The organism is Luteimonas sp. A478, assembly GCF_054052025.1.
Map to the genome: position 1 here is coordinate 181,147 of NZ_JBSVRF010000005.1, position 15,508 is coordinate 196,654.

The 15,508-nt window shown below is 67.9% G+C and carries 14 protein-coding genes; 9 read left to right on the forward strand and 5 right to left on the reverse strand.

From position 1 onward, the window contains the following. The first annotated feature begins 96 nt into the window (after positions 1 to 96). Together ACW7G3_RS11345 and ACW7G3_RS11350 are read left to right on the forward strand one after the other, a co-directional pair. The gene (locus tag ACW7G3_RS11345) at positions 97 to 2,148 is read left to right on the forward strand and encodes a hypothetical protein (protein WP_456982836.1); all 2,052 of its coding nucleotides are present in this window, start codon (positions 97 to 99) and stop codon (positions 2,146 to 2,148) included. A 146-nt stretch (positions 2,149 to 2,294) separates the two neighbouring features. Further along, positions 2,295 to 3,809 carry an acetyl-CoA hydrolase/transferase family protein gene (locus ACW7G3_RS11350; RefSeq protein WP_456982837.1) on the forward strand — a complete coding sequence of 505 codons (1,515 nt, stop codon included), beginning with the start codon at positions 2,295 to 2,297 and terminating at the stop codon, positions 3,807 to 3,809. A 49-nt stretch (positions 3,810 to 3,858) separates the two neighbouring features. On the opposite strand, the gene ACW7G3_RS11355 is transcribed toward ACW7G3_RS11350, so the two are convergent. The 4 genes from ACW7G3_RS11355 to ACW7G3_RS11370 all read right to left on the reverse strand — a co-directional run bounded on the left by ACW7G3_RS11355 (position 3,859) and on the right by ACW7G3_RS11370 (position 7,864). After that, positions 3,859 to 4,821: a hypothetical protein gene (locus tag ACW7G3_RS11355; RefSeq protein ID WP_456982839.1), complete on the reverse strand. Its 963-nt coding sequence runs from the start codon at positions 4,819 to 4,821 to the stop codon at positions 3,859 to 3,861. Between the two features lie 121 nt (positions 4,822 to 4,942). Next, positions 4,943 to 6,592, reverse strand: coding sequence for a chaperonin GroEL (gene groL, locus ACW7G3_RS11360; RefSeq protein WP_456982841.1), 1,650 nt, complete (start codon positions 6,590 to 6,592; stop codon positions 4,943 to 4,945). Between the two features lie 56 nt (positions 6,593 to 6,648). Beyond that, entirely contained in the window at positions 6,649 to 6,939 is a 291-nt protein-coding gene (gene groES, locus ACW7G3_RS11365; protein WP_456973025.1) for a co-chaperone GroES, read from the reverse strand. A gap of 451 nt (positions 6,940 to 7,390) precedes the next feature. Next, positions 7,391 to 7,864 carry an AsnC family transcriptional regulator gene (locus tag ACW7G3_RS11370; RefSeq protein WP_456973023.1) on the reverse strand — a complete coding sequence of 158 codons (474 nt, stop codon included), beginning with the start codon at positions 7,862 to 7,864 and terminating at the stop codon, positions 7,391 to 7,393. Between the two features lie 136 nt (positions 7,865 to 8,000). Here ACW7G3_RS11370 and ACW7G3_RS11375 point away from each other — a divergent pair, with 136 nt between their 5' ends. Then, positions 8,001 to 9,287, forward strand: a complete 1,287-nt coding sequence (locus ACW7G3_RS11375; protein ID WP_456973328.1) for a D-amino acid dehydrogenase — start codon at positions 8,001 to 8,003, stop codon at positions 9,285 to 9,287. Between the two features lie 20 nt (positions 9,288 to 9,307). Further along, positions 9,308 to 10,390 (forward strand): alanine racemase, encoded by a 1,083-nt coding sequence (alr, locus tag ACW7G3_RS11380; RefSeq protein WP_456982842.1) that lies wholly within the window; start codon positions 9,308 to 9,310, stop codon positions 10,388 to 10,390. Here the strand turns inward: alr and ACW7G3_RS11385 are convergent. Then, on the reverse strand, positions 10,387 to 10,860 hold the full coding sequence (locus ACW7G3_RS11385; RefSeq protein WP_456982843.1) for an acyloxyacyl hydrolase: 474 nt from the start codon (positions 10,858 to 10,860) through the stop codon (positions 10,387 to 10,389). The two genes, alr and ACW7G3_RS11385, sit on opposite strands and share 4 nt — an antisense overlap. Before the next feature lie 196 nt (positions 10,861 to 11,056). Here ACW7G3_RS11385 and cutA point away from each other — a divergent pair, with 196 nt between their 5' ends. The 5 genes from cutA (at position 11,057) to accB (ending at position 15,502) form a co-directional block, all read left to right on the forward strand. Beyond that, positions 11,057 to 11,395 (forward strand): divalent-cation tolerance protein CutA, encoded by a 339-nt coding sequence (gene cutA, locus ACW7G3_RS11390; protein WP_456982934.1) that lies wholly within the window; start codon positions 11,057 to 11,059, stop codon positions 11,393 to 11,395. Positions 11,396 to 11,403: 8 nt separating this feature from the next. Continuing rightward, positions 11,404 to 13,758 carry a protein-disulfide reductase DsbD domain-containing protein gene (locus ACW7G3_RS11395; protein ID WP_456982845.1) on the forward strand — a complete coding sequence of 785 codons (2,355 nt, stop codon included), beginning with the start codon at positions 11,404 to 11,406 and terminating at the stop codon, positions 13,756 to 13,758. Next, positions 13,755 to 14,354: a TlpA disulfide reductase family protein gene (locus ACW7G3_RS11400; RefSeq protein WP_456982847.1), complete on the forward strand. Its 600-nt coding sequence runs from the start codon at positions 13,755 to 13,757 to the stop codon at positions 14,352 to 14,354. The genes ACW7G3_RS11395 and ACW7G3_RS11400 overlap by 4 nt, the downstream gene beginning before the upstream one ends. Before the next feature lie 153 nt (positions 14,355 to 14,507). Beyond that, positions 14,508 to 14,960, forward strand: a complete 453-nt coding sequence (aroQ, locus tag ACW7G3_RS11405; RefSeq protein WP_456973013.1) for a type II 3-dehydroquinate dehydratase — start codon at positions 14,508 to 14,510, stop codon at positions 14,958 to 14,960. Positions 14,961 to 15,013: 53 nt separating this feature from the next. Next, positions 15,014 to 15,502 (forward strand): acetyl-CoA carboxylase biotin carboxyl carrier protein, encoded by a 489-nt coding sequence (gene accB / locus ACW7G3_RS11410; protein WP_456973011.1) that lies wholly within the window; start codon positions 15,014 to 15,016, stop codon positions 15,500 to 15,502. Positions 15,503 to 15,508 lie beyond the last annotated feature (6 nt).

Here is a 15,508-nt window from a genome sequence, read left to right on the forward strand (position 1 = left end):
CGCTGTCAGTTACCGCCAGCCGTTGTCGTGGCTGGAGGGTCCGGCGCCTTGTCCTGCCGCCGGCAGGACCAAGGCGTAGCTGGATCACATCCAACCATGACGGAGAACACCATGCAGCACCCTGCGATCCCCCACACCCTCAAGCTCTTTCCGCTCGCACTTGCGCTCGGGCTGGCCGTCACCTCACCTGCGAAGGCCGACCCCGCCGGAGCCGCCTGCTGGGTGTTCAACACCGCCACCCAGGCATGGGAGCAGGCGGCCACCGCCGACCGTACCCTGGGCAGCGAACACGGCAACGCCAACAGCACCTGCCACGCCAACGCCAGCGCCTACGGGCGCGGCAACAACGCCAGCAGCTTCAACTCCAGCGCGATCGGAAGCGAAAACATCGCACGCGGCGACTACAGCTCGGCCATGGGCCACGGCAATACCGCAAGCTCGGTACGCACCAGCGCGTTCGGCTATGCAAACAGCGCCACCGGGACCGACGCCAGCGCAGTCGGACGGGGGAATACCGCCAGCGACGTGCGAGCCAGTGCGTACGGCTACGACAACACCGCAAGTGGTGCCGACGCCACGGCCGTGGGCCGAAGCAACCTGGCCGCCGGAACCGCGAGCGTCGCGGCAGGTGAGCGCAACACCGCGGGTGGCGACAGTTCCCTCGCAATTGGCAGGACCAACGCTGCCTCGGCAAGCGGTGCGAACGCGTTCGGAAGCGGCAACCGCAGCGAGGCAACCTCCTCCAGTGCGTTTGGTGGCGGCAATGTGGCCAGCGGGTCATCCAGCAGCGCGTTCGGCGCCTCCAACACCGCCGCCGGCGAGCACGCCAACAGCTTCGGCTTCAGCAACACCGCAGACGGGGCGCACGCCAACGCGTTCGGGCGCCTGAACAGCGCCCAGGGAACGTCCAGCACCGCATTCGGTTACAGGAACGAGGCCGAAGGAGCGAGCGGCAACGCGTTCGGTGAAGGAAACACAGCGTCGGGTGACTATGCGAATGCGTTTGGCTCTTCGAACACCGCCACCGCGCGCAACAGCATCGCTTTTGGCACGGGGAACACTTCGAGCGCGGTGTACGGCGTCGCCGTCGGCTACTCGAACGTCGCCAGCGGGCAGCAGTCCAGCGCAGTGGGGAACGGGAACACGGCCGAGGGAGAGTATGCCTCGGCTTTCGGGCGCGGAAACTCCGTCACCGGCGACCGGGCCAATGCGTTTGGCTACGGCAACACTGCGGCGGGCGCACGCAGCACCGCGCTGGGGTACGCGTCTGCCGCGACCGGAGACAACAGCATTGCCCTGGGCATGGAAGCCAATGCCGAGGCCACCAACGCGGTGGCACTGGGTGCCGGTTCGGTCGCGGACACCGCCAATACGGTGTCGGTGGGCAGCGCCGACAACCTGCGCCGCATCACCAACGTGGGCGATGCAACCGGCGGCACGGACGCGGTCAACCTGCGCCAGCTGCAGGCCGCGCTGGACGGCGTGGTGGGCGGCGGTGGCGTGTCCGAGGCGCGGGTGCGCGAGATTGCCGACGCCGGCGATGCCACCACCCTGACCGCCGCCAACAATTACACCGACGCGCAGATCTCCGACCTCGACCTGGTCAGCGAGACCCGCGTGCAGGAAATCGCCGCCGCCGGCGACGCCACCACCCTCACCGCCGCCAACGGCTATACCGACACCCGCGAAACCGCCATCCGCGCGGACATGCAGGCGGGCGACGAGGCGACCTTGGCCGAGGCCAACCAGTACACCGACACCCGCAGCACGGCGACCCTGTCGTCCGCCAACAGCTACACCGACCAGGCGATCCATGCGCTTGTGGGCTTCGACACCGGTGGCATCAACGACCGGCTCAACGTGCTTGAGGACCGCTTCGACGACTTCGACCACCGCCTGCACCACCAGGACCGCCGCATCGACCGCATGGGCGCGATGAGCTCGGCGATGCTGAACATGGCGATCAACGCGGCGGGCACCCAGAGCCCGCGCGGCCGCGTCGCGGTCGGCGCCGGCTTCCAGGGCGGCGAGCAGGGGCTGTCGGTCGGCTACGGCAAGCGCATCGGTCGCACCGCCTCGTTCTCCATTGGTGGCGCCTTCAGCAGCGGTGAGAAGTCGGCCGGCATCGGCTTCGGCGTGGATCTGTAGTACCCGTTCATACCACCGGGTCCGGCACAGCGGCGCCGGGCCCGGCGTGCGCAAACATGCGATGGAAACACGTCGTCCCCGCCCCGGGACACCGCTCGGCGGCTCCCGGGGCGACAATAGGGGCCCCCCACTGCCCACCGCCATCCATGCCGACAGACCGCATCCAGAGTCCGCTCCTGCGCCAGCGCATCGTTGACGCAGCCACCGCCGCCAGCCACATCCAGCCGGGCAACACCGTTGCCATGAGCGGCTTCACCGGCTCCGGCTATCCCAAGGCAGTCCCGGGGGCGCTGGCCGAGCGCATCCGCCAGCACAATGGCGGCGGCAAGTTCCAGATCAACCTGCTCACTGGCGCGTCCACCGCGCCGGAACTGGACGGTGCACTGGCCGAGGTGGACGGCATCGCCCTGCGCCTTCCGTACCAGAGCGACCCGCAGACCCGGGATCGGATCAACGACGGCTCGCTGGCCTACATCGACGCCCACCTCAGCCACGTGGCCCCGCACGCCTGGTTCGGCTTCTACGGCGATATCGACGTGGCGGTGATCGAGGCCGTCGCGATCCGCGAGGACGGCGGCATCGTGCCCTCCACCTCGGTCGGCAACAGCAAGACCTGGCTGGACCTGGCCAAGAAGGTCATCGTGGAGGTCAACGAGTGGCAGCCCGCCGGGCTGGAGGGCATGCACGACATCTACTACGGCACCGCCCGGCCACCGCAGCGCAAGCCCATTCCACTTGAACACGTGGATGACCGCATCGGCGACACCGCGCTGCAGGTGGATCCGGAGCGGATCGTAGCGGTGGTGCGTACCAATGCGCCGGACCGCAACAGCCCGTTCAACCCGGTCGACGCCACCAGCGAACGCATCGCCGGGCACCTGATCGAGTTCCTGCAGCACCAGATCGCCAACAAGCGCATGCCCGCCGATCTGCTGCCACTGCAGTCGGGCGTGGGCAACATTCCCAACGCGGTGCTGGCTGGCCTGGCCAGCAGCGGCTTCCGCGATCTGACCGCGTTCACCGAGGTCATCCAGGACGGCATGCTCGAGCTGCTGCGCAGCGGCGTGCTGCGTGTGGCCTCGTGTACCGGCTTCGCCCTGAGCCCGGACGCACATGCGGCCTTCAGCCGCGATATCGACTTCTTCCGCGAGCGCATCATCATGCGCCCACAGGAGATCTCCAACCATCCGGAGCTGGTGCGCCGGCTGGGCTGCATCGGCATGAACGGCATGGTCGAGGTGGACCTGTACGGCAACGTCAACTCGACCCACATCATGGGCAGCCGGATCATGAACGGCATCGGCGGCTCGGGCGATTTCACCCGCAACGCGTTCCTGTCGATCTTCCTCTCGCCCAGCACCGTCAAGGGCGGCACCATCTCTTCCATCGTGCCGATGGCCAGCCATGTCGATCACACCGAGCACGATGTGTCGATCATCGTCACCGAGCAGGGCGTGGCCGACCTGCGCGGGCTGTCGCCCAAGCAGCGCGCGCAGACCCTGATCGACAACTGCGCGCACCCGGACTTCCGCGATGAGCTGCAGGACTATTTCGACCGCGCCTGCCGGGAGAGCTATGGCAAGCACACCCCGCACCTGCTTGGCGAGGCCCTGAGCTGGCACCAGCGCTGGCTGGACACCGGCTCGATGCTTCCCGGTTGATCAGCCGGGCCCTGCCAGCGGCTATCCACCGGCAGGTGTCCCGCGGGATTCAGGGGCAGAGTCCGCCGGGCGGTGCGAAGCCGCCGCCACGGCCACACTCGGATGCACTGGCGCGAAATGTTGCCGGCTCCTGGCCGGTCCCGAAAGCCGCCAACCGCTGCCAGATCGCCGTCACGGAGTCGTCCATCAGCCCGCCCCAGCGATAGGCGGCGTCCAAGCCCTCATCCTGCCCAAGGTTCACTTCGACCACCGCTTCGATGGCCCACCCCGGGATGCCCGGCGTGCCCGCCTCCGCGTCCGCCTCAATGCTGTCCACTTTGCCCAGCAGCAGGTCAACCGCCCCCGCCGCCGTCATTGCATCACCGGCGATACCGGCCGGTCCGGCACTGCCTGGTTCCATGTCGCCCCAAGCCGCGGCGCCTTCAATCAGCGGCGCGGCGTCCAGACAGGGCGCACCCAGGCAAGCTTCTTCGCGGGCATCAGGCTCATCGACCTGCATGCGCCCCGCTGCCACCACGATTGCACGGTTGCCCATCACCGGCCGGGTCACGATCCGCCAGCCGACGTGTGGGCCGATGCCGAACTCTTCCGCATCGGCCACTGCGTCGTTGCCGAGGGAGTCGATCAGGTCCTGGCGGATGGCCGGCCCCAGGTTGAACCGGACTACTTCCACGTAGCTCAACGGCTGCGGCGCACCGCCCGGCGATGCGTGCACCCAATCGGTGCCATAGCGCAGCCGGTAGCGCACCCGCTCCAGCGCCGGTTCGGACGCCTCCAGCGCCAGCAGCGCGACCGGGATCGGTCCAAGTCCGGCTGCCGGCAGGAATATCGCCTCCGGATCACCCGGCAGGGCACCGTTGATCCTTTCCCACACCTCGTCTGCATCAAGCGGCGCGTAGCCGCCTTCGCTGACAAAGCGCGTGGCTGGCTCGGCTTGCGCGATCGCCGGAACGGCGGCGGCAGCGGTGGCAACGAAAGCGGCGATGAACATCGCGACGGTCAGTTTTTTCATGGATGGCAACGCTGACGGGGTGAACCCTGACCTACGGCACCTGCCGCCCGATGCGGACAAAAAAGGGCCCCGCATCGCTGCGGGGCCCCTTGTTTTGCAGTGGAACGCTGGATGGACGGGATCAGAAACCCATGCCGCCCATGCCACCCATTCCGCCCATGTCACCACCGCCCGGCATCGCCGGCTCGTCCTTCTGCGGCAGGTCAGCCACCATCGCTTCGGTCGTGATCATCAGACCGGCAATGGAAGCGGCGTTCTGCAGCGCCGAACGGGTCACCTTGGTCGGGTCCAGGATGCCGAATTCGATCATGTCGCCGAATTCGCCATTGGCGGCGTTGTAGCCGTAGTTGCCCTTGCCTTCCTTGACCTGGTTGACGATGACCGACGGCTCTTCGCCCGCGTTGGCGACGATCTCGCGCAGCGGGGCTTCCATCGCACGCAGGGCGATGACGATGCCGTGGTTCTGGTCTTCGTTGGCGCCCTTGAGCTCACCGATGGCCTGCAGCGCGCGGATCAGCGCAACGCCGCCGCCCGGGACCACGCCTTCTTCCACCGCAGCACGCGTGGCGTGCAGGGCGTCTTCGACGCGGGCCTTCTTTTCCTTCATTTCGATCTCGGTCGAAGCACCGACCTTGATCACCGCCACGCCACCGGCCAGCTTGGCCACGCGCTCCTGCAGCTTCTCGCGGTCGTAGTCCGAGGAGGTGTCCTCGATCTGCGCCTTGATCTGCTTGATGCGCGACTCGATGGCCGGGGAATCGCCCGCGCCGTCGATGATGGTGGTGTTCTCCTTGGTCACCTGCACCTTCTTGGCGCGGCCCAGGTCCTGGATGGTGGCCTTTTCGAGCTGCAGGCCCACTTCCTCGGAGATCACGGTGCCGCCGGTCAGCACGGCCATGTCTTCCAGCATCGCCTTGCGACGGTCGCCGAAGCCCGGGGCCTTCACTGCCACGACCTTGACGATGCCGCGGATGGTGTTGACCACCAGGGTCGCCAGGGCTTCGCCCTCGACTTCCTCGGCCACGATCAGCAGCGGCTTGCCGGCCTTGGCCACGCCTTCCAGCACGGGCAGCAGGTCACGCACGTTGGAGATCTTCTTGTCGTGCAGCAGGATGAACGGATCATCCAGGTCGGCCGACATCGACTGCTGGTTGTTGATGAAGTACGGCGACAGGTAGCCGCGGTCGAACTGCATGCCCTCGACCACGTCCAGCTCGTTGTCGAGCCCTGAGCCTTCTTCAACGGTGATCACGCCTTCCTTGCCGACCTTCTTCATCGCGTCGGCGATGATGGTGCCGATCGACTCGTCGGAGTTGGCGGAGATGGTGCCGACCTGGGCGATCGCCTTGTCGTCGGCGGTGGGCTTGCTGATGTTCTTCAGCTCTTCCACTGCGGCGCGGACGGCCTGGTCAATGCCGCGCTTGAGGTCCATCGGGTTCATGCCCGCGGCGACGGCCTTGGAGCCCTCGCGGATGAAGGCCTGGGCCAGCACGGTGGCGGTGGTGGTGCCGTCACCGGCATTGTCGGAGGTCTTGGAAGCAACTTCCTTGACCATCTGCGCGCCCATGTTCTCGAACTTGTCCTGCAGCTCGATTTCCTTCGCTACGGACACGCCATCCTTGGTGATGGTCGGGGCGCCGAAGCTCTTGTCGAGCACGACGTTGCGGCCCTTCGGGCCGAGGGTTGCCTTGACGGCATTGGCGAGAGTGTTGACGCCGCGCACCATCTTCGAGCGCGCGTCTTCACCGAAACGGATTTCCTTGGCAGCCATTTGCTAACTCCGGAATAAATTCTGTGATTGGGGGATGTCGGAATCGCCGGGCTGGATCAGCCCAGGATCGCCAGGATGTCGTCTTCGCGGACCACCAGGTATTCGGTGCCCTCGAGCTTCACTTCGGTGCCGCTGTACTTGCCGAACAGCACCTGGTCGCCGATCTTGACCTTGGGGGCGCGCACGTCGCCGTTGTCCAGGGCCTTGCCGTCGCCGACGGCGACAACTTCACCCCTGATCGGCTTTTCGGTCGCGGAATCGGGGATCACGATCCCGCCGGCCGACATCTTTTCTTCTTCGGTACGCTTGATGACCACACGGTCGTAAAGCGGCTTGATATTGCTCATGTCGATCCTCGTCAAGTGATTGATCGGGTTGGGATTTGGGCGGCGATATTAGCACTCTGCCCGGCAGAGTGCCAAAGCCGTGGACAGCACAGACCCGGTGAGCCGGGCGTGGTCAGGAGATGGGACCTGGTTTTTTCTTTTCAAGGGCCACGACCGGAAATTTTCCGGTCCTTCGTCTGACATCGGGGGGGACACGAGGAACAGCGGTTTCTTCGCTTGGGCGTGCGGTGACCTGATCGGCCCCGCCGCGGCCGGGAGGCCTTCGCTGCTCATGTCCCCCGGCCTCCGCCTGCGGCGGATGCCTCCTCCTTTACTTCGCTGCGAAGGCCCCCCGGCCACGACGGGGCTCGCTTGCGGAGACATCTGAAGCCACACGACGTCGGCTTTGCTTGCCCCGGCGCCCCGCGTGGTCTCAGCCCCGCTCTCCCGGAATGGGATGAAGAAAGCGCAATCAATCCTCCAACGGCAGTTCCAGCGTCTCCTTCACCTCCTCCATCACGATATAGCTGCGTGACTCGCGCACATACGGCAGGGTCAGCAGGGTGCTGCCCAGCAGCTTGCGGTAGGAAGCCATCTCCGAGATCCGCGCCTTGATCAGGTAGTCGAAGTCACCCGACACCAGGTGGCACTCGAGCACGTGCGGCAGCTTCAGCGCCGCGCGGCGGAATTCCTCGAAGATATCGCCCGACTTGTAGGCCAGGCTGATCTGCACGAACACCAGCAGCGCCGCTTCCGCCGCCTGTGGCGCCACGCGGGCGTGGTAGCCGGTGATCACCCCGTCGCGCTCCAGGCGCCGGACCCGCTCCGCGCAGGGAGTGGTAGACAGCCCGACCCGCTCGCCCAGCTCGGTGAAAGGGATGCGCCCTTCGCGCTGCAGGATGCGCAGGATCCTGCGGTCGATACGGTCCAGACCGCGCTTGGCCATACAAGCCTCCTCCAAAAGACGTGTTCCCGGGATTATTCACCACAGAACCCAGAACAAATGGGGAATATCACTGCCCCGTCGCAAATATACTGGATGGTCCAACTGCATAGTCACCATTACACGAGAGTAGATGAGCATGCGCATCCTGGTTCTGGGTTCTGGAGTAGTCGGCGTTACCAGCGCCTGGTACCTGCGTCAGGCCGGGCACGAGGTGGTCGTGGTCGACCGCCAGCCCGGGCCGGCGCTGGAAACCAGCTTCGCCAACGCCGGCCAGGTTTCACCTGGCTACGCTTCCCCTTGGCCCGCGCCGGGCATCCCCGCCAAGGCCATCGGCTGGCTGCTGTCGCGCCACGCCCCGCTGGCCATCCGCCCTACCGCCGATCTGGCCCAGTACCGCTGGCTGTGGCAGATGCTGCGCAACTGCACCAGCGCGCGCTACGCGGTCAGCAAGGCGCGCATGGTGCGCCTGGCCGAGTACAGCCGCGAGAGCCTTGACGAGCTGCGCCGCGAAGTGGGCCTGGAATACGAGCAGCGCACCCTGGGCACCACCCAGCTGTTCCGCACCCGCGAGCAGCTTGATGCCGCCGCCCGCGACATCACCGTGCTGGAGCAGTACGGCGTGCGCTACGAGCTGCTCGATGCGGACGGCATCATCCGCGTGGAACCCGCTCTGGCGAAGGTGCGCGACAGCCTGGTCGGCGCCCTGCGCCTGCCGGGGGATGAAACCGGCGACTGCCACCTGTTCACCACCCGCCTGGCCGAAATGGCCCAGCAGCAGGGCGTGGAGTTCCGTCATGGCCAGCAGATCGAAGCGCTGCAGGCCGGCGGCAACCGCATCACCGGCGTGCGCATCGACGGGAAGCTTGAAACCGCCGACCGCTATGTACTGGCCCTGGGCAGCTGGTCGCCGCAGCTGCTGGCACCGCTGGGCATCCGCCTGCCGGTGTACCCGCTCAAGGGCTACTCGCTGACCATCCCGATCAGCAACCCGGACATGGCGCCGGTCTCCACGGTGCTGGACGAGAGCTACAAGGTGGCCATCACCCGTTTCGACGACCGCATTCGCGTCGGCGGCATGGCCGAGGTGTCCGGCTACGACCTGTCGCTGCCGGCGCGCCGCCGCCAGACCCTGGAGATGGTGGTGCGCAGCCTGTACCCGGACGGCGGCAATCTGGAGCAGGCCGAGTTCTGGGCCGGCCTGCGCGCCTCCACCCCGGACGGCCCGCCGGTGATCGGCCCGACCCGCTATTCCAACCTGCTGCTCAACACCGGCCACGGCACGCTGGGCTGGACCATGGCCTGCGGCTCGGCGCGCTACCTGGCCGACCTCGTCGACGGGCGCACCCCGGCCATCGATCCGGAAGGCCTGGACATCTCCCGCTACGAGCGCCCCTGGCCGGCCATCCCGGCCGGCGGGCGCTGAGCCGCCGGAGGAATCCGGATATGCGCCCAGCCCGTGCCCTGGTTGATCTCGATGCCGTCGCCCACAACTACCGGCACGCCCGGCAGCTGGCCGGCGGCCGCGCGCTGGCCGTGGTCAAGGCCGACGCCTATGGCCACGGCGCAGTCCAGTGTGCGCAGGCCCTCGATAGCGAGGCCGACGGCTTCGGCGTGGCCTGCATCGAAGAGGCGCTGGAGCTGCGCGAGGCCGGCATCCGCGCGCCGATCCTGCTGCTGGAAGGCTTCTTCACCGCCGACGAGCTGCCGCTGATCGAACGCCATCGCCTGTGGACCGTGGTGGCCTCACCCTGGCAGGTGGAGGCGCTGGAGCGCCACGGGGGCCAACAGCCGGAGCAGGTGTGGGTGAAGCTCGACAGCGGCATGCACCGGCTTGGGCTTGCCCCCGGGGAGTTCGCCGACGCATGGCAGCGCGTGCGTGCGCTGGACGGAGTCGAAGGCATGGTGGCGATGACCCATTTCGCCCGCGCCGACGAGCTGGGCCAGGACCGCACCGCGGAACAGCTGCACAGCTTCGACCAGGCGCTGGCTGCCCTGCCCGCCGACACCATGGTGAGCGTGGCCAATTCCGCCGGCCTGATGGCCTGGCCAAACGCGCGCCGCGGCTGGGGCCGACCGGGGCTGATGCTCTACGGCACCCACATGCTCGACGCCCCGTGCGCGCCGGCCGAGGCGCTGCAGTCGGCGATGACGCTGGAATCGGCAATCATTTCCGTGCGCGAGCTGCCCGCTGGCGAACCGATCGGCTACGGCGGCGGCTTCGTCACCGACCGCCCCACCCGGGTAGGCGTGGTGGCCATGGGCTATGCCGACGGCTACGCCCAGTACGCCCCGGCCGGCACGCCGGTGCTGGTGGACGGGCGTCGCAGCCGGCTGATCGGCCGGGTTTCAATGGACATGCTCACCATCGACCTCAGCGATCATCCGCAGGCGCAGGTGGGCACGAAGGTGGAGCTTTGGGGCAGCCGCCTGCCGGTGGCCGAAGTGGCCGCGCACGCCGGCACCAGCCCCTACCGGCTGCTGTCAGGACTCAAGCGGGTGCGGCGGGTATACCGGTCCGGCGGTTAGAACCGCCAGGTCGCCATCAGCATCGTCTCGCCGTCGTTGGGCTGCTTGATGCTGGCGTTGGAAATATGCCGGGCCAGCAGGGCGAAGCGGTCCCACCGCCAGCCCACGGTGCTGACAAACTGCGGATTGCCCGACAGGGCGTCGGTGCGGCCGACCTGCAGGCCGGCGCCGAACCCGGCGGTGAAACCGCTCTGGTGCTCCCAGCGCAGTCCGCCATGGGCCACCACCACGTTCTCATCCAGGTCCAGGTGGGTGTCCTTGCGCCCATGCACGTACATGGCGCCGATATCCCAGCGCAGCTGGCCATTCCAGGCATCGCGCCAATATGGCTGCCAGGCCACCGCGCCGATGGCAGTGGTTTCGGAGTCACGGGTGATCGAAACCGCAGCACCCACCTCCACCTGGGCCAGGGCGAGGGGGGCACTGGCCAGCAGCATCAGTGCAAAAGCGGGGCGGATCAGTCTGTGCATGGGGACGGTACTTGTGGCTGGGAGGGCGGCGGCGGCGCGCGGACGCCCTGTTCATCGGGGTGCACAAGCTTATAACGTCGCCGCTGTAACACCATGTATACGCGGGGTTCCCGCTCCGGGACATACCGTTCCATACAGGTCAGCGCCACTCTCTCGCGCTACCCTAATGGGATCAACCGCAACGTGCGAGCACAACCTGTCCGTGGCATCCGCCCTGCTCTGCCTTTCCAACTGTCCCGACCGCGCCAGCGCCGACCGTATTGCACGCGACCTGGTCGAACGCCGGCTGGCGGCGTGCGTCAACCTGCTGCCGGGAATCGAATCCGTATACCGCTGGCAGGGCGCGGTGGAAACCGGCAGCGAGGTGATGCTGCTGATCAAGACCATGCCGCGGCACCTGGACGCTGTGACCGCACGCATCGTGGAGTTGCACCCCTATGAGCTGCCCGAAGTGATCGCCCTGGAATCCAGCGGCGGGCTTGCCGGCTACCTGGACTGGATCGCCAGCGAAACCGGCGGGGACCGGCAGGCTTGAGCCCGCTCATGCGCCGCTTGCGGGCCCTGCTGCTGGGCGCCACCCTGCTGGGCGGCGCGGCCCAGGCCGCCGGCGTTGACCCGGATGAGCTGCTGCCGATCGAAGATGCGTTCCGCCTCAGCGCGGTGGCACCCGCGCGCGATCGGATCGAGATCCGCTTCGACGTGGCCGAGGGCTATTACCTCTACCGGCACCGCATGGGCGCCAGCGCCGAAGGCTTTGACAGCGGCGAAGCGATCTGGCCCGCCGGCATTCCCCACGTGGACGAATTCTTCGGCGAGGTCGAGACCTACCGCCAGCAGGTGACCGGCGTGCTGGAGGGCCAGGCCGGGCCCGGCACCCAACGTCTCCAATTGAAGGTCCGCTACCAGGGCTGCGCCGACATTGGCGTGTGCTATCCACCCGATACGCGCACGGTGACCGTGGACCTGCCCGCGGCCTCCGCATCGACTTCCACGCCGACATCCGCGCCAGCCTTGGGCGGCGACGGCCTGGCCGCGCTTGGCCGTTCGCTTCAGGGGAGCGCTGCGGGCGGAGCCGGGGTTGGCACCGGACTGGATGGATCGACCCAGCCGCTGCCGCTGCCCGAAGAGCAGGCATTCGGTTTTGAAGCCATCGTCGGCGATGGCGACACCATCCTGATGCGCTTCACCCCTGCCCGCGGCTACTACCTCTACCAGGACCGCAGCAGCTTCAACATCGAAGGCGCGCAGGGCATCGCGGCCGGCCAGCCGCGCTGGCCCGAGGGCGTCGACCACAACGATCCCTACTTCGGCGACACGGTGGTGTACTTCGACCAGATCGACGTGCCACTGCCGCTGCGGCGCAGCCATGGCGAGGCCGCGGAAGTCACCCTGACCGCGACCTTCCAGGGCTGCCAGGACGAGGGCATCTGCTACCCGCCGATGACCCGCAGCGTGCAGGTTGCTCTGCCGGCCAGTACCGCGACACCGCCGGCGACCGCTGCCGATACCGCGCCGCCAGCGGCTACGCCGGACCCGGACCCGGCCGCGGCACCCGGAAATCCCGTTCCCGATGCCGGCCCGGAAGCCGCTGGACCCGCGCAACCCGCATCTACCACCACGCCCATCGCCGCAGGCGACGCCTCTGCCGACAACGCCGTGCGCAGCACCGCGCCCCCGCTGCCGCGCGGCGGCCTGCTGAGCGCCCTGGTGCTGGGCCTGCTGGGCGGATTGATCCTGAATCTGATGCCCTGCGTGCTGCCGATCCTCTCGCTGAAGGTGGTGGGACTGGCCCGGAGCGGCGGCAGCCGGGCGACGGCGCGCAGCCACGCGCTCTGGTACACGCTGGGCGTGCTGAGCGCGTTCGCGGCGATCGGCGCGCTGGTGCTTGCCCTGCGCTCGGCCGGCACCGCGCTGGGCTGGGGGTTCCAGCTGCAGCAGCCGTGGTTTGTTGCCCTGCTGGTGTACCTGATGTTCGCGGTGGGCCTGAGCCTGTCCGGCGTCTTCAGCATCGGCGGCGGACTGGGCAGTGCCGGGCAGCAGCTGGCCTCCAGGGGCGGCCGCACCGGCAACTTCTTCACCGGGGTGCTGGCCTGCGTGGTGGCCAGTCCCTGCATCGCACCGTTCATGGGCGGCGCGCTGGCCTTCGCGTTCACCGCATCGGCTCCGGTGGCGATGGCCGTCTTCCTGGCGCTGGGCCTCGGCCTGGCGCTGCCGTTCCTGCTGATCGGCTTCGTGCCCGCGCTGGCCTCGCGCCTGCCGAAGCCCGGGCCGTGGATGGAAACGCTGCAGCGCTTCATGGCCTTCCCCATGTACCTGACCGCGATCTGGCTGGCCTGGGTGCTTGGCCGCCAGCACGGGGTGGACGCCATGGCGCTGGTGGCCGTGGGCCTGGTGCTACTGGCACTGGGGCTGTGGTGGTACGAACGCAAGCGCTGGACGGGCTCGCTGGCCGGGCGGGTCTTCGCCATGGCGGTGCTGCTGGTGGCGCTGGTGCCGGTGATCGCGGTGGCGCGGATGGATCCTTCGGCGACGGGCACCGAACAGGCCCAGGTGCACGGCACCCCCTGGTCGGCCGAAGGGTTGGCAGCGCTGCGCGCCGAAGGCCGGTCGGTGTTCGTCAACATGACCGCCGACTGGTGCGTGACCTGCAAGGCCAATGAGCAGCGGGTGCTGGCGCGCGAGCCGTTCCGCAGCGCGCTGGCCGACACCGGCACCGCCTACCTGGTCGGCGACTGGACCAACGTGGATCCCGACATCAGCGCATTCCTGCAGGAACACAACGCCGTGGGCGTGCCGCTGTACGTGGTCTATTCCGCTGGCGGCGGGCCCGGCGAGGTGCTGCCCGCCCTGCTGACCGAGGACATCGCCATCGGCGCATTGCACAGGGCTGCCCAATGAAACTGACCACTCCCAGGATCCTGCTGGTGGCGCTGGCGGCCGGCACGTTCGGCATCGTGGCCAGCCTGTTGATGAGCGGACCGGGCCCTCTGCTGCGCACCGAACCGGGCCAGCGCCTGGCCCAGCAGGTGCTGCAGGCCAACGCACCGCCGGTGCCCGAGGGCGTGGAAGTGGCCGAGCGCGGCGGTCCAGTGCCGCGATTTGCGGTTCCGCAGCTGGATGAAGGCAACTGGACCCTGCCCGACGACTTCTCCGGCCGGCCGCTGCTGGTCAACATCTGGGCCAGCTGGTGCCCGCCGTGCATCGAGGAAATGCCGGAGCTGGACCGCTTCGCCCGCTCCCAGGGGAGCGACGGCGTGCAGGTGCTGGGCATCGCCCTGGACGATGTCGGGGCCGTGCGCGAATTCCTTGCACAGGTGCCGGTGGACTATCCGCAGGGCATCGACAGCCCCGGCAACGCCGACGCTGGCGTCCGCCTCGGCAACCCGCGCGGTGTGCTGCCCTATTCGGTGCTGATCTCCGCCGACGGGCGGGTGCTCAAGCAGCGGATCGGGCCGTTCGAGGACGGCGAAATCGATGGATGGGCGCGGCACTGAGTCCCGGGTGGCCACGCCCCATGCCGGCGGCCGGAAACCCGCCAAACTCAAACAACCGCTTAAAATCCCGCAACATCGTCGAACTGGACAGGAATATCAGGTTTGCCGCAGACTGCGCGACTGTTTTGACGAAGGCACCGCACCCGTCCCCTGATGGCGAACCTCCTGCTCCTGCACGGCCCCAATCTCAATCTGCTCGGCAGCCGCGAGCCGGAGATCTATGGCCGCGCCACCCTGGCGCAGATTGATGCCACTCTGCAGGAACAGGCCATCGCAGCCGGCCACCGCTTGCAGGCGTTCCAGTCCAACGCCGAACACGCGCTGGTCGAACGGATCCAGGCCGCTGCCGCCGACGGCACCGGTTTCATCCTGATCAACCCCGCCGCCTTCACCCACACCTCGGTGGCGATCCGCGACGCGCTGGCCGCCGTCGCCATCCCGTTCATCGAGGTGCACCTGTCCAATCCACATGCGCGCGAGCCGTTCCGCCGCACCAGTTACTTCAGCGACCTGGCCGTGGGCGTGGTCTGTGGCTTCGGCCCGACCAGCTACACCCTGGCGCTGACCGCCGCGATCGACCGGCTTGAAGCCGGCAACGACCGCTGACCCCTGATTCCGAATCAGCATCCCAATCAACCACAGATATTCACGAGGCCGACATGGATCTTCGCAAGATCAAGAAGCTCATCGACCTGCTCGAAGCGAGCAACCTTTCCGAGATTGAAATCAAGGAGGGTGAGGAATCCGTGCGCCTGTCGCGCGCGCCGGCCGCTCCGGCCTACGCCGCACCGGCAATGATCGCGGTCCCGCGCAATGAGCCGGTGATGCCGATGCAATCGCCGGTGCAGGCTGCCACCGGCGGCCGCGCCACTGCGGCTGAAGAAGCCGCCGACGCCGGACCGGTGTTGCCCGACGGGCACGTGGTCACCTCGCCCATGGTGGGCACCTATTACACCGCCCCGTCGCCGGACAAGCCGCCGTTCGTCACCGTCGGCCAGGCCGTGGCCGTGGGCGATACGCTGGGCATCGTCGAAGCAATGAAGATGTTCAACCCGATCGAAGCCGATGCCGCCGGCACCGTGGTTGCGATCCTGTGCGAGAACGGCCAGCCGGTGGAGTTTGACCAGCCGCTGTTCGTGATCGGCTGAGGCCTG